Annotated in this window: 7 protein-coding genes and 1 riboswitch; of the genes, 5 read left to right on the plus strand and 2 right to left on the minus strand. The window is 59.2% G+C overall.

All coding sequences use genetic code 11. The features are described 5' to 3' along the window. The first annotated feature begins 12 nt into the window (after positions 1–12). Genes HGBM_RS11715 through addA form a run of 4 tightly spaced genes read left to right on the plus strand, consistent with a single transcriptional unit; the run spans position 13 to position 12289 of the window. Positions 13–1272, plus strand: coding sequence for a metallophosphoesterase family protein (locus HGBM_RS11715; protein WP_019121295.1), 1260 nt, complete (start codon positions 13–15; stop codon positions 1270–1272). Beyond that, a complete protein-coding gene (locus HGBM_RS11720) occupies positions 1273–4944 on the plus strand; it encodes an AAA family ATPase (RefSeq protein WP_019121296.1) in 3672 nt (1223 codons plus the stop codon). Positions 4945–4956: 12 nt separating this feature from the next. Beyond that, positions 4957–8454 (plus strand): helicase-exonuclease AddAB subunit AddB, encoded by a 3498-nt coding sequence (gene addB, locus HGBM_RS11725; protein WP_019121297.1) that lies wholly within the window; start codon positions 4957–4959, stop codon positions 8452–8454. Continuing rightward, complete coding sequence (addA, locus tag HGBM_RS11730) at positions 8429–12289, plus strand: helicase-exonuclease AddAB subunit AddA (RefSeq protein WP_019121298.1); 3861 nt, start codon at positions 8429–8431, stop codon at positions 12287–12289. The genes addB and addA overlap by 26 nt, the downstream gene beginning before the upstream one ends. A gap of 58 nt (positions 12290–12347) precedes the next feature. Here addA and HGBM_RS11735 read toward each other — a convergent pair whose 3' ends face one another. After that, on the minus strand, positions 12348–12977 hold the full coding sequence (locus HGBM_RS11735; RefSeq protein ID WP_019121299.1) for a 3D domain-containing protein: 630 nt from the start codon (positions 12975–12977) through the stop codon (positions 12348–12350). 4 nt (positions 12978–12981) lie between these two features. After that, a riboswitch (cyclic di-AMP (ydaO/yuaA leader) is annotated at positions 12982–13141 on the minus strand. Positions 13142–13353: 212 nt separating this feature from the next. On the opposite strand from HGBM_RS11735, the gene purU reads away from it, so the two are divergent. Then, the gene (gene purU / locus HGBM_RS11740) at positions 13354–14250 is read left to right on the plus strand and encodes a formyltetrahydrofolate deformylase (RefSeq protein WP_019121300.1); all 897 of its coding nucleotides are present in this window, start codon (positions 13354–13356) and stop codon (positions 14248–14250) included. A gap of 47 nt (positions 14251–14297) precedes the next feature. Here the strand turns inward: purU and HGBM_RS11745 are convergent, their stop codons facing one another. After that, positions 14298–14969 (minus strand): alpha/beta hydrolase, encoded by a 672-nt coding sequence (locus tag HGBM_RS11745; protein ID WP_019121301.1) that lies wholly within the window; start codon positions 14967–14969, stop codon positions 14298–14300. Positions 14970–15052: the final 83 nt, after the last annotated feature.

Genomic DNA, 15052 nt, shown 5'->3' on the forward strand with positions numbered 1-15052 from the left:
AGGGGTGAGCGAATGCGGATTTTACATACGGCCGATTGGCATTTCGGCAGGATGCTGGAAGGGCGGGACAGGCGTGCGGAGCAGGCGGCTTTTGTCGATGAGCTGTGCCGCATAGCCGACGAGAGGCAGGCAGACCTCGTCCTGATAGCCGGCGATGTGTACGATTCGTTCAACCCGCCGGCTTGGGCCGAGGAATTGTATTACCAGGCCTTGGAGAGGCTGTCTTGCCAAGGCAGGCGGGGGGTCGTGGTCATCGCCGGCAACCACGATCAGCCGGAGCGGGTCAGAGCGGCGGCGCCATTGGCGGAAAAACACGGTATCGTTCTGCTCGGCTTGCCAAAGGAGGCGCCGCGGATCAGCGGACAAGATGTACCTGAGGGCAGGGTGCGGGTCGTCGCCGCCGGCCCGTCCTGGCTGGAGCTGGCGGTGCCGGGTGCGGATCATCATGTGGTGATTCTCGCGCTGCCGTATCCATCCGAGGCCAGGCTGCGGGAGCTGCTCAGCGAGAACTTCACACCGGAACAAATGCAGCAGGCTTTTTCCGAGCGCATCAGCATGTTGTTCGCCGATTTGGCCCGCCATTTTCGTACGGATACGGTCAATCTGGTGATGAGCCATCTGTTTGTGCTGGGCGGCGCCGAGAGCGAATCGGAGAGGCCGATTCAGATCGGCGGGACGTATACGGTACACCCTTCCGCTTTCCCGAAGACGGCTGACTACGTCGCGCTGGGACATCTTCACCGTCCCCAGCTGCTTGGCACTGAGCCGCGAATCCGCTACAGCGGTTCTCCGTTGGCGTACAGCTTTTCGGAAGCGGGTCAGAGCAAGGCGGTTGTCCTGGTGGAAATCACCCCTCAATCAGAGGTTCGCGAAGAGCTCATTTACCTGAAAAGCGGGCGTCCGCTCGTCCGCTGGCAGGCGACAGGGGGAGCGGCGGAAGTGGAGCAGTGGGTGGCCGAAGGGCGCGACGCCGGATGCTGGATTGACCTGGAGCTGCACGTGCCGGACGTGATCGATCCGGCCGAATTTCAGCGCCTGCGCAAGCTGAGTGACAATTTTGTCAAGGTGCAGCGGGTTCTGGTCAAGGGCGAGAGCCGGGGGACACAGGAAGCTGGGGAAGGCGGCGCCGGTGAGCGGGAAGAGCTGACGGCCACGCAGCTGTTTTGCCGCTTTTACGAACGGAAGCGCGGCGCCAAGCCGGATGACAAGCTGGTTCAATTGTTCTCCCGGTTGATGGCGGCTGCGGGCAGCCGGCAAGGAGGAGAGGAATAGGTGAAACCGATTCAGCTTAAGCTGTCCGGGATGCACAGCTATCGCGAGCTGCAGGTCGTAGACTTCGAAAAGCTGTGCGAGGCGGGATTATTCGGGATTTTTGGTCCGACGGGCAGCGGGAAATCAACGATTCTCGATGCGATTACACTGGCTTTGTACGGACAGGTCGTGCGCATGGGCGGGGGATCCCATCCCAAAGAGGTCTTAAACCAACTCGAAGACCGCCTGTTCGTCTCCTTTACCTTTGAGCTCGGCGGCGGAGACATGCGCCGCAGGTACACGATCGAACGGGAATTTGGCGTCGATAAAAAAGGCAACAAACGCCAGCCGGAAGTGAGATTAATCGAACGGGCCATGTCGCCAGGCCAGGAAGACCGCGTGCTTGAGTCGAAGGCCACAGCGGCGACAGCAGCGGTAGAGCAGTTGATCGGTCTTACAATACACGATTTCACCCGCGCGGTTGTGCTCCCTCAGGGGCAGTTTTCCCGGTTTCTGACCCTGACTGGCAAAGAACGCAACGAGATGCTGCAGCGCATGTTTTACCTGCATGAATACGGAGAGAAGCTGAGTGAACAAGTTCGCGGCGCATACGAGCAAAACAAGGCTGAGCTGCACCAGTTGGAGCTCGCCTTGGCCGGACTGGGCGACGCCGGGCCGGATGCGCTGCTGGCCGCTTCTCAGGAGTTGGAGTCAAAGGCGAAGCTGGAAGTGCAGGCAGCAGAGGACTACCGAGCCTTGTCCGAGAAACGCCGCGAGTGGGAACAAATTCGCAGCTGGCAGACGGAACGCTCGGCGCTGCTGGACAAGCTTGCTGCCATGCAGGCGGAAGCAGCCGATGTCGAAGCGCTGGCGGAGCGGATTGCCGAAATGGAAGCGAGCGCACAGGTCTGGCCGGTGCTGGAGCGGTATCGCCACATCCAACTCAGACGGCAGCAGACGGAACAGCAGCTGCAAAGCCTGCGCCTCCAGCGGGACGAACAGACGCTGGTCTACCGGCACAAGGAGCAGGCGTATCAGACCCTGCAAGCCCGCCTGAGAGCCGAGGAGCCGCTGTTGATCGAAGAGAAGAGCCGGATGGAGCAGGCAGCCCAGTGGGAGGAAGAACTGCTCAGGGAAAAAGCGGCGCTGGAAAGCGTTCAAAACGAGCTTGCAGAAGTACAGGCACGCGGAGAGCGGGCGGCCAAGGCAGTAGCGGCGGCAGAGCGAGAGCTGCAGCGGCTGGATGAGGAACTGAATCTGCTCGACGGGCAGCTGCAGCAGCTGTCAGTCTCTGCCGAAGAGCGCAAACGGATCAACGGGCTGCTGGAGGCAAAAAAAGCCTGGAAGCAGGCCGTGCAAAGGCTGCAGGAAGCAGAGAGAGAGGCGGCCGAGGCGAAAAAGCAGCAAAGCAACGTCGCCGAACAGGCACATCGCGGCCAGCTCGCCTGGCAAAAGGCTTCAGAGGAACGGGAGCGGGCCCAGAACCTGCTGGCGGAAGCGGAAGCAGCCTTGCAAGAGATGCCAGGGGAAGAGGAGATGGAACGGCTTCGCGACACACTGGTGCAAATCAAGCTGATCGGGCAGGAATGGCGGGAGTTGAGCCGGGCCCAGCTCGCCTGGCAGCAGCGGCGGCTGGCCTTGGAAGAGTCGTGGAACGGCGCGGAAGAACAGTGTCGGCAGGCGGAAGCCGCCTTCCAGTCCGCAGCGGCGGAGCAGAGCAAAAAGCAGCAGTTCAAACAGCAGGCGGAAGAGAATTGGCTGAGGTGGCGGCAGGATAACCTGGTGCAGCATTTAAGAGAGCAGCTGACAGAAGGAGAGCCCTGCCCCATATGCGGGTCAGTCGATCACCGAACCGCACATCTCCCGGGCGGCAGCGAGGCCTTAGCAGCTGCACCGCTTGCGGGAGAAGGGGAGTACCGCTTGGCCTTGGAGGTCTGTCAAGCGGAGCTGGAGACGGCAGAGGAAGCCCTGCGGCGGACATCCGAGGCGTGGCAGGCCGCCAAGCTGGAGCTTGAGACCTTAAAGCGGGACCGCTCCAAGCTGGAGGAAGAACAGCTGGTGCTGCAGGAGCGATCCGAGCAGATCCGCAATCGATTAGCCGAATGCGGCGAAGGATGGCAGGCTGGAAGCGTTGACGAGCTTTCCCGGATGTTCAAGGAACAGGAGGCAAACAGCCGGCTGCTCGGAGAACGGCGGGAACAGCAGCGGTTGTTGCTGCAATCCCGGCAGCAGACGCTGGCTGCCCTGCGCGAACAGGAATTGGAGCAAAAGTCGGCCTATGACAAACTGACAGCGGTGCGGGAACAGTGGGACGAACGGGCGGCCGCCGCAGAAAAGCGCTGTTCTCAGGCGCAGAGCGAAGCCGATCAGGCTGCGGAATATCTGCAGCAGCTCGGCAGCAGTGGTGAGTTAGCGGCGGAACACATCGAAGCGGCCGCTGCCGAACTGGATGAGCGGGAAACCCGACATGCCAAGCTGCAGCAAACGAAGCTGGAGCGGACGGAGCAGCGCAAGCGATTGCACGCCGAACTGGAGCAAAGCAGGTCAGATCACACCCGCTTGGCCATCCAACAGGCGGGACTTGCGGAGCGGCTGCAGGAACGCCGGCAGCTCTGGGAGCAAAAGCAGCGGCAGTGGCTGGAGCGAACAGGCGGAGAACAGGCCCGGGTACGGCTGCAGCAGTTGGAACAACAGCTCAGCCGCTTGCGTGAGGAAGTACATACCGCCGAGCAGGCGTACAAGCAGGCTGCCGACGATCGGCAGATGCTGATGGAGACGCTGCTCAAGGCGGAAGAAGCCGCCGCGCTGCTCGCCCGGCAGCAGCAGGAGGCCGAGGCAGAACTGCAGGCGGCAGTGAAGGCAAGCGGCCTTCAGGAGCTGTCCCGGGTCGAGGCGGCCCATCGGGAGCGGGAGAAGCTGGCGGACTACAAGGCGAGAGTAGAGCACTTCCGCACGCTTAGAAGTCAGCTTGAGTACGACGAACAGCGATTGGCAAAGCAGCTGAACGGGCGAAGCGTCGATGAGGCCGAGTGGGCCAAGCTGAACGCGGCATGCGACGAATGCGAGCAGGCGCTGCAATTGTTAAAGGACCAGGTGGCCGTCGCCCGCCAGTCGCTCGCCACGATTGAGTCCAATCATCAAAAATGGCTGTCTCTGCAAGCGCGCTGCACGGAAATAAGAGATGAACAGAGCAGATTGGAAGAACTGCGGCGGTTGTTCGAAGGAAAGGCGTTCGTTCAGTTTATCGCTGAGGAAAAACTGGCATCGATCGCCCGGGACGCCTCTTTCCACCTCGCCCGGATGACGAAGAACCGTTACGGTTTGGAGCTGGGCGCCGAGGGGGAATTCGTCCTGCGCGACGAGGGGGCTGGGGGGCTTCGACGTCCCGTCAGCACCCTGTCAGGCGGGGAGACCTTCCTGACGTCGCTGGCTTTGGCCCTCGCCTTGTCGGTTGAGATTCAGCTAAATGGCGGGCGGCTGGAGTTTTTCTTCCTGGATGAAGGGTTTGGCACGCTTGACCCCGAGCTTTTGGAAGTGGTGATGGACGCGCTGGAGCGCCTGCGAATGGCCGACTTTGCGATTGGCGTGATCAGCCACGTGCCGGAAATGCGCATGCGCATGCCCCGCAGGCTGATCGTCACGCCTGCGGAGCCGATCGGCGCGGGCAGCCGCATTGCGATGGAAATCGACTGAGGAGGGGAGACGATGGCGGTACGGTTCATTTTGGGAAGAGCGGGGACGGGCAAAACGACCGAAATCATGCAGCAAATTACCGAACGGATGAAACAGCAGCGAGACGGTACGCCGCTGATCTACCTGGTCCCGGAACAAGCTACCTTTCAGGTCGAGCGCCGGCTGGCGGCGATGCCGGGATTGGGAGGGTTGATACGGGCCCAGGTGCTTAGTTTCCGCCGGCTCGCCTACCGGATTTTGCAGGAAGCAGGCGGGATGGCGAAACTCCCCATCGATGAATTGGGCAAACAGATGGTGCTGAGAATGCTGCTGGAAAAACACGGGGAACATCTCCAGCTGTTCCACCGCGCCGCGCAAAAGCCGGGCTTCGCCGAGCAATTGGCCAGGATGATCAGCGAATGCAAACGGTACGGGGTGACCCCGGAGATGCTGGCTGAGCGGGAATGGAAGAACAGCACGCTTTCGCAGAAAATGGGCGACCTCTCGCTATTGATGAGAGAGTACGACCGCTACATGGATGGCGTGTACTACGATACCGACGACATGCTGGGCCGCGTTGCCGAGAAGATCGCCGCTTCCGAGTATTTGCGCGAGGCGGAAATCTGGCTGGATGGGTTTAGCGGGTTCACCAAGCAAGAATACTTGCTGATCGGGCAGCTGATGCGCTGCGCCCGCGAGGTGACCATCGCCCTCTGCCTGGACCCGGCGGAACGGGAACAACCGGTCGACCCTCTGCACGTGTTTTATCCGACACAGGATACCTATCAGCGCTTGCTTGAGCTTGCCCGGGAAGCCTCCGTAGAAGTAGGGCAGCCGATTTTGTTGGAACAAGCGCATCGCTTTGCCGCAAGCCCGCAGCTCGCCCATCTCGAGCGAACCTATTTTTCCCTGCAGCCGCCGGGACATGCGCCCGCGGCTTCGCGGGAAGGCGAAGTGGAGCTGGTCACGGCTGTAAACCGCCGGGCGGAGGTGCAGGCGCTGGCATTGCGGATTCTCGCCCTGGTGCGGGATCAGGGATACCGCTGGCGGGAGCTTGGCGTGCTGCTCCGCGATATTGGCATCTACGCGGATGAGATTGCCAGCGTCTTTACCGACTACGAGATCCCGTTCTTTTTGGACCAAAAGCGATCCGTGCTGCACCATCCGTTGATCGAACTGGTCCGGTCGGCGCTTGAAGTGGTCACCAAAAAGTGGGGGTATGAAGCGGTTTTCCGCTGTCTCAAGACGGATCTGATCGCTCCCCCGGGAGCCGAATCCGCGGCAGATGCGCGTTCAGAGGTGGATCTGCTGGAAAACTACGTGCTGGCATACGGCATTTACGGTTCACAGTGGTCCAGCGAGCAGCCGTGGTCATTTCATTCGGAGCGGGAGACGGCTTTTGCCGGGATCGACAGCATCCGGCGAAGGTACGCCCAGCCGCTGCTCGCCTTTGAACGGGCGGTTAAACAGGCGGAAGGGGAAAACGTCAGAGCGATGACGGCTGCCTTGTATCAATTTGTCGCCGACTTGCAGGTGGAAGACAAGCTGGCAGAGTGGCAGGGACAGGCAGAAGCGGCGGGAGATTTGGAAGCCGCTCGCGAACACGCCCAGGTGTGGAACCAGTTCGTCGATTTGCTCGACCAGGTAGTCGAGGCGATGGGGCAGCTGAAGCTCGATCTGGTTACATACAGCCGCATCCTCGACAGCGGATTGGAAAGCATCCGGCTCGGGCTTGTTCCCCCGTCGCTCGACCAGGTTGTGATCGGCCAGATGGAGCGATCTCGCCACGCCAATGTCAAAGTGCTGTTCCTGCTCGGCGTAAACGAAGGGATCATCCCGCAGCGGCCGAGCGAGGAGGGCATTTTGGACGAAGCGGAGCGCGAGCAGGCGGCTGAAACCGGGATTGAGCTTGCGCCCGGCGCCAGAGAGCGTCTGATGGCGGAGCAGTACCTGCTGTACCGCGCGCTGACTCGCCCTTCGGAGAGGTTGTGGGCAAGCTGTGCGCTGGCAGATGACGAGGGCAAGGCGCTGCTGCCTTCATCCGCCTTCCAGCGAATCCGGCAGGCGCTTCCCGATGTGACGATCCGACTGTTTACCAACCAGCCGAGCGGACTTGCCTCGTCGGACGCCGACCTCGTCGGACGTCCGCGGCAGCTGTTCAGCCATCTGCTGAGCCTGCTGCGGCAGATGAAGCAGGGGACGCCGCTAACCCCGTTCTGGTGGGAGGTGTACGACTGGTTTGCCAGACGGGGGAAGCCGGAATCGGAGGAACATCGCCAGGTCGCCGGCCTGATGTACGACAACCAGGTGAGGAAATTGCCCCCTGAGCTCAGCAGGGATTTGTACGGGAAAAGCCTCAGGATGAGCGTTTCCAGGCTGGAGCGGTTCCAGGCTTGTCCCTTCTCTCATTTTGCCTCTCACGGGTTGAGATTGGCGGAGAGGCAGTTGTACAAGCTGGAGCGGTTTGATGTCGGAGAACTGTTCCACGCATCGCTCAAGCGGGCGGTGGAAGAGATGAACGAACGGGGGCTCGACTGGGGAAAGCTGAGCGAGCGGGACAGCTTTACTCTGGCAAGCGATGTCGTGGACGAGCTGGTGCCAAAGACCCGCAGCAGCATCCTCAGCCGAACGGCCCGCTACCGGTTTGTCACGGGGACGTTGAAGCGGGCAGTGGGACGCGCCCTGGCCGTCTTGGGGGAACATGCCAGACGGAGCCGCTTTGTCCCGGTCGGCCTGGAAGTGGCTTTCGGACCGGGAGGGGAACTTCCCGGACTTGCGCTGGAGCTGGAGAACGGCGTTACTCTCCAACTCATCGGGCGAATTGACCGGGTCGATCAATCGGCTGAGGCAGGTCAGCGCTATCTGCGGGTCATCGACTACAAATCGGGGCCAAAATCACTCTCTCTGTCCGACGTCTGGAACGGGTTGAATCTGCAGCTGCTGGTCTACCTGGACGTCGTCGCAGCCAACGCCAAAGAGTGGCTGGGAGAGGAGTGCGAAGTGGGCGGGGTCTTTTACTACCAGGTAGCCGATCCGTTTATCTCCGCCAAGCGGATGCTGTCGCCCGAGGAAGCGGCCAAGCAGCGTGCCGGCAAGCTCAAAATGAAAGGGCTGATGCGGGCGGACCGGGAATTGGTGCGCCTGATGGACGATCAACTGGAATCGGGCTGGTCCGACCTGCTGCCGGTCGGGTTGAAAAATGACGGAACGTTCCGGTCTCAATCCGCGGTGGCGACAGCGGAGGAGTTTGCCGGGCTGCAGAGGCATGTACGCAATACAGTCAAACAGCTGAGCCAGCGGATGGTCGAGGGAGAGATTGCCATTGCGCCGTATGTACAGGGGACGTTTTCTGCCTGTCAGATGTGTGCGTACAAGCCTGTTTGCCAATTCGATCCGTTGCATGAGGGAAACCGCCAACGGATGATCGGCAAACTCCCCAATCGCGAAGTCATGCAGCTTATTATGCAAGAGACCGTGCAGCGGCAAGGGGAAGGAGGAAGTGCACATGGCGATGAAGGCGGCCAAGCCTGAACACTGGACAGATGAGCAGTGGCAGGCGATTACAGAGAGAGGAGACCATCTGCTGGTAGCGGCTGCCGCGGGATCGGGGAAGACGTCGGTACTGGTCGAGCGCATCATCCGCCGGGTCAGCGATCCCGAAGAAGAAGTGGGTGTGGACCGACTGCTCGTTGTCACATTCACCAACGCGGCGGCGGCCGAAATGCGGCAGCGGATCGGCGAGGCGCTGCGCAAGGCGCTTGAAGCAAACCCGGCTTCTCCGCATCTGCGCCGCCAGTTGACCCTGCTGCAGCGGGCGACGATAACGACGCTCCACTCCTTTTGCTTGGGACTGCTCAGGCAGTATTACTACCTGGTCGACGTGGATCCCGATTTCCGCATTGCCGATGAATTGGAAATCGAACTGCTTCGCCAGGACGTATTGGAAGCAAAGCTGGAAGAGTGGTATCAGGACGATGCCGAATTTCTCGCCTTGGCCGACGCGATGATTGACGGGAGGGACGACACCGGTCTGGTAAACCTGCTCCTGCAGCTGCACAACTTTTCGCGGAGCCATCCCGAACCGGACGCCTGGCTGCGCCAGTCTGCCGAGATGTTTGAGCTGCAGGAAGGGGCCTCGCTCGCAGACCATCTCTGGACGAGGTATCTGCTGGAGGCGCTCAGCCTGGAAGTGAAAATGATCCTGGGACTGCTGGAAAAAGCGATTGCACTCGCCGGAGCGCCTGACGGACCTGGCAGTTACCTGCCCTTGCTTGAACAGGAGCGGGATGCCGTCCAGACGGCTGTACTTGCCTGTGAATCCGGTTGGGAGCCGCTGCGCCGGGCATTGGCCGCGATCTCGTTTGGCAAACTCCCGGCGGCCAAAGGGGTGGATGACGCTCTGAAAAAGCAGGTGCAAAGCCTGCGCAACAAAGCGAAAGAGAAAGTGGAGGCGCTGCAGGAAGAGTACTTTGCAGCAACGGATGAAGATTACCTGCGCGACCTGCGCCGCTTGGCTCCGCTGATGGGAACACTGGCCCGGGCAGTGAGCCAGTTTGACGCGGCTTTTGCGGCGGAAAAACAGGCCCGCGGCTTGGTTGACTTCAGCGACCTGGAGCATCTCGCCCTGCAAATTTTGCGCGAGTCCGACGAGGCGGGAGGGTTCCGGCCGTCGTCTGTCGCCCGAAAGCTGCAAGATCAGTTTGCAGAGGTGCTGGTCGACGAGTACCAGGACATCAACCTGACCCAGGAGACAATACTGCAGTTGGTCTCGCGCGATCCGGGCGAGGGGACTGCAGGCAACCGCTTTATGGTTGGGGACGTGAAACAGAGCATCTACCGCTTCCGGCAAGCGGAGCCCAGGTTGTTTTTGGAAAAATATGTATCATATCGAACGAGTGGCGAAGGCGAGCGGCAGGGGGCGGGACGGCGAATTGATCTGGCGGCGAACTTCCGCAGCCGCACGGTCGTCGTCGATGCGGTCAACTTCCTGTTTCGCCAGATCATGACCCCGCGCGTGGGCGAGATCGCCTACGACAGGTCCGCCGAGCTGATCGGCAGGGCTCGTTATCCAGATGCCTACTCGGATGCGTTGGACGTGGAAGTGCATCTGATCGACCGTCACCTGCCCGATGGAGATGATGACGGCAACAAGAACTTTGGCGGGGACGGGATAGATGAGGTCCCGGGCGGCGGTGAATCCGCTGAGGGATACGAACTGCTGGAAGCCGAGCAGGTTGGTGCCCCGCAGTTGGAGGCCAGGCTGATCGCAGAGCGGATCCGCAGGTGGATGGAGCCGGGAGCGGGATCGGCGCCGCTGCATGTCTTTGACAAAAGCAGCGGAGGGATGCGGCCGCTGGCTTACCGGGATATCGTCATCCTGCTGCGGGCCAACGCCGGCTGGGCGCAGCCGATGATGGAGGAGCTGCAGGCAGCCGGGATTCCCGTGTATGCCGAGCAGAACGGAGGCTACTTCTCCGCCACTGAGGTAGAGGTCATGCTGTCGCTGCTGCGCGTTATCGACAATCCGCAGCAGGATATTCCGCTGGCGGCAGTGCTGCGCTCGCCGATCGTCGGTCTGACTGAACAGCAGCTGGCCGAATTGCGCATTGCCAATCCGGGCATCCCCTTCCATCAGGCAGTGCAGCTTTACGTTCGCGAGGGACGGGATGAGAGCGAGCTGGACAGGCGTTTGCGCGACTTTTTCCGGCGTGTTGAAGACTGGCGGACAGCAGCCAGACGCGGTTCTCTCGCTGATCTGCTAGCACGGATTTACCGCGAAACGGGCTATCTGGAGTTTGTCGCTTCGCTGGAAAACGGTCAGCAGCGGCAGGCGAATCTGCGGGCGCTGTACGACCGCGCCCGCCAATATGAGGCTACATCGTTTCGCGGACTGTTCCGCTTCCTGCGATTTGTCGACCGGCTGCAGCAAAAAGGGCGTGACATGGGAGAGGCCCGCACGATCGGGGAGAATGAAGACGTTGTGCGGGTCATGACCATCCACAAGAGCAAGGGTTTGGAGTTTCCCGTGGTATTTGTCGCCGGGTTAGGGAAACAATTTAACACGATGGATGAAAAGAAGCACTTCCTGCTGCACAAAGACCTCGGTTTTGGCCCCAAGGTGTCCGATCCCGAGCTTCGCCTTCGTTATCCCAGCCTCGCGTACCAGGCGGTCCGACATCAGCTTCACCGCGAGATGCTGGCTGAGGAGATGCGCGTTCTGTACGTCGCTTTGACGCGGGCGCGGGAGAAGCTGATCTTGGTTGCTTCCGAGAAAAATCTGGCGAAAAGCATTACCGCCTGGTGTGATCAGGCTGGTTCGGGGGATGCGCTGGCTGACGAGGATCTCATCCAGGCAAAAAGCTGCCTGGACTGGGTAGGTCGGGCCCTGGTGCGCCACCCGGCCGGGTCTGCCTTGCGGGAGAAATGCCGGGAACAGGGAGGAGAACTCAGCCTCACGACTGTGCCCGATGACTCACGCTGGTCGTTTTCCTTCTACCAGGCGGACCAGTTTTCCGCAAAAAAAGCGGAAACGAACCTGGATCGGCAGGTCTGGGAGCGAATCGTCAGCCTGCAATCAGTGGGGAGCAGACCGGAAGATCCATTCTGGCGGGAGCAGCTTGAACGTCAGCTGACCTGGAGCTACCCGCACCTCCTGGCTGCGCAGACCGCGGCCAAGTGGAGCGTCAGCGAGCTGAAACGGGTGACTGAAGATGTCTCGGAAAGCGAGCAGCTCAGGCTGTCTGCTGATGCAAGTCCGGCTCGCAAATGGGCGCAGGTCAACAAGAAGCCGCGCTTTCTCACGGAACAGACAACCAAGACCTTTAGCCGGGCGGAGATCGGAACGATTGTGCATACGGTCATGCAGCAGCTGGACCTGAAACAACCCCTGGACGAAGCCGGCGTGCTGCACCAGCTGCAGGACATGGTGGACCGGGAATACCTCACCCGGGAGCAGGCTGCACAGGTAAACTGTCAGCAAATTGCTTCATTCTTCGCCTCGCCGCTGGGCCAGCGGCTGAAAGCCGCGGCCCGGGTGCATCGCGAGCTGCCGTTTACGATGGCCGTCCCATTGGATCAGATCCTGTCTGATGCCTTTACGGAAACAGAGGAGCAGGTAATCGTGCAAGGGGTTATTGACTGCCTGGCAGAAGAACGGGACGGTTCGCTGATTTTGGTCGACTACAAGACAGACGCCATGATCGGCAGCGATCGTGCCGCCTCGCTTGATCAGCTAACCAACCGCTATCGGAAACAGCTCCAGCTTTACACGCAGGCAGTCGAACAGATCTGGCAGCGGCGAGTCGACAAAAGCTACCTGTACTTCTTCTCCGCAGGAGAGGCCGTCCTCGTCGGCGAAGGCAAGTGAAAAAAAGGAACGCCCCGGGAAATACCCCCGGGCGTTCCTTTTTTTGTAGCTAGTGGAGTTATTTAAGTACGTAAACCTTGATATCTTGCACACCGAAGTAGGAAGCGTCATTCGTTGGCAGGAAGATGTCCACACGCTCCCCCTTTATTGCGCCGCCGATGTCGGCTGCTTTCGCCACCATGCCACCGTCTGGCAAATGGGGAGATTTGTATCCTGTGATGTATACGGTGGAACCGAGCGGAATCACCTTTGGGTCTACCGCGATGGTTCCCACTTTTAATGGATTTCCGAAGTAATCCACACCAGCCCAGCCGCCGTTTTCAGCTGCAGAAGCCGTGTAGCCGGTAGCTTTTGCCGAGATGACTCTACTGAAAGACAAGGTTTTGCCTGCAGGGGTAGTAATGGTGCTCTCCAGTGCTTTCGGAGCAGAAGCACTGGCAGCCTTAACTGTTGCGTTTTTGTTCTCTGGGAGTTGGATTTTTTGGCCAATTTGCAAATTGTACGGATCGAGACCCTGATTGGCAGCAAGGATCGATTGCAGGGGGATGTTGCGTTCCTGTGAAATTTTGAAAAATGTGTCATTTTGTTTGATTTCGTAAGTAGCAGCAAATGTTGGGGTAGAGATACTTGCGAACAGCAGAGCGCAAGCCGTGGACGCCAAAGTTTTTCTGGCTGACCATTTTTTCATCAACATCTTCTCCTTTCACATGCCTACGAGGTTAGTTGTCGGGTTCGGGTCAAGGAGGCTGCCCTACGCAATTGCGATTCACCCCAAATCGAAGGCCGCTTTTGACCCTCGATAAAAAAAGTCCCCCGCACTTCCTGTTTGGGAAGTTTCGGCGATAACAATCCATACGATAACATAGGTTCTTGTTTAAAATAAATGATAAAATTATAGTAGCAGTGTAAATTATTGTCCCTTGACAGTCAGGTTTTTTCTTCTTGTCTTTCCATGGCGGACGTTTTTAAGCCAATGTATACAAGGGATGGAATCGTTTGGACTGACTAAAAATACGTGCTATACTAAAGGGAAAACGGCAACGAGAGATAGAGGAGAGAAACAAATGAGTCAACTGTCAGACAGCAGGCGGCGCGCCTACCAGGAAAAACACAAGGATCACGCCCGAATGCTCATCACCTGCCCGGATCGGCCGGGAATTGTCTACGCTGTATCCCGATTTTTAGCCGAAAACGGCGCTAACATTTCACAGTCCGATCAATACTCGACCGATCCTGAGGGCGGCCGCTTTTTTATGCGGATCGAGTTTGACCTGCCCAATCTAGAGGAACGATGCGAAGAGTTGAAGCGAGGTTTTCAACCGATTGCAGACCAGTTTCAAATGAACTGGACGCTCGTGGAGGCCCGCAGGCTCAAACGGATCGCCATCTTCGTATCCAAGGAGGATCACTGCCTGTTGGAACTTCTCTGGCAGTGGCAGTCTGGTGCCCTGCACGCTGATATCGCAATGGTCATCAGCAATCATCCTGATATGAGGGAAACAGTGGAAGCGTTTGGCATCCCTTACCATGTGATATCGGTCACGAGCGAGACTAAGGCCGAGGCAGAGCGTCGGCAGATGGAACTGCTGAAGGATATCGACCTGATCGTTCTGGCCCGCTACATGCAGATCCTCTCACCTCAGTTCCTGCGGGATTATCCGCAGCGGATCATCAATATCCATCACTCCTTCCTGCCGGCGTTTGTCGGCGCAAAGCCGTACGATCAGGCGTACAAGCGCGGCGTAAAACTGATCGGGGCTACTGCCCACTACGTGACGGAGGAGCTTGACGCAGGTCCGATCATCGAACAAGACGTTCAGCGGGTGACCCATCGGGACGATGTCGAGGCGCTTAAAATGAAGGGGCGGCAAATCGAGCGTACCGTCTTGGCACAGGCGGTCACCTGGCACCTGGAAGATCGCGTTCTGGTCTACGACAACAAGACCGTCGTCTTTCCTTAAAAGGAGAGACGACGGTCTTGGTTTGTATTGCAGCTCGCTTCCTGCTGCTACTTCATTCGTTCTTTCAGGATCTCGGATACGTGTTTGATCACTTCTCCTGCCTCAGGTCCGTGCAGGATCAGGTGCCCCGATTCGGGGAAGGAGAGGAGACGCGTGTCCTCACTTCCGGCGTGTTTTTGCAAGTGGCGGGCGCTGACCGCCTGTACCGTGTCGTCCTTCTCTCCCTGTACGATCACATAAGGACATGTGACCTGAGGCAGCAGTTGCTTCGTTTCCGCCAGGAGCATGCGAAATTCCAGCATGCTCCGTATAGGGAATTTTGCCATTCCGTTTACGTAACGGGTGAAATGGGTGCGAAAATCGTCCCGCAGATTAACGGCAGCCTGCTTGATATCCCAGTAGTAAAAAGGGGTGTTGAGCGTGAACAGGTGGTGCACGGGATGGCGGGAGGCAATCTGCAGGGCGAGCAGGCCGCCCATGGAGAAGCCGATTACTGCGATTTTATCGCATCGCAGGCTCAGCCGTTTGTACGCTTCTACGGCTGAATTGATCCAGTCGGAACGCCTGCTTTGACTCAGTGCGCGGCGCCCGGCACCGTGCCCTGCGAGCGTAGGGCATTCAATGACATAGCCCTGCTCTTGTAGAGCTTCAGCCAGAGGCAGAACTTCGTAAACGTCGCCGGCAAAGCCGTGGAGGATTAAACAACCAACCGCAGACATAGGGAACATCCTTTCGAAAAGACCAACTCCCATTGCCCAATCAGGCAGTTGGAGTTGATCTTTGCCAACAGCATTTTTACAGG

This window comes from Brevibacillus massiliensis (assembly GCF_000311785.1).
In the GTDB taxonomy this organism is placed as follows: domain Bacteria; phylum Bacillota; class Bacilli; order Brevibacillales; family Brevibacillaceae; genus Brevibacillus_C; species Brevibacillus_C massiliensis.

Excerpts from the sequence above, each read along its gene's own strand:
- HGBM_RS11715 (WP_019121295.1), top strand. The coding sequence starts at position 13 with ATGCGGATTTTACATACGGCCGATTGGCATTTCGGCAGGATGCTGGAA.
- addB (WP_019121297.1), top strand. The coding sequence starts at position 4,957 with ATGGCGGTACGGTTCATTTTGGGAAGAGCGGGGACGGGCAAAACGACC.
- addA (WP_019121298.1), top strand. The coding sequence starts at position 8,429 with ATGGCGATGAAGGCGGCCAAGCCTGAACACTGGACAGATGAGCAGTGG.
- HGBM_RS11735 (WP_019121299.1), bottom strand. The coding sequence starts at position 12,977 with ATGAAAAAATGGTCAGCCAGAAAAACTTTGGCGTCCACGGCTTGCGCT.
- purU (WP_019121300.1), top strand. The coding sequence starts at position 13,354 with ATGAGTCAACTGTCAGACAGCAGGCGGCGCGCCTACCAGGAAAAACAC.
- HGBM_RS11745 (WP_019121301.1), bottom strand. The coding sequence starts at position 14,969 with ATGTCTGCGGTTGGTTGTTTAATCCTCCACGGCTTTGCCGGCGACGTT.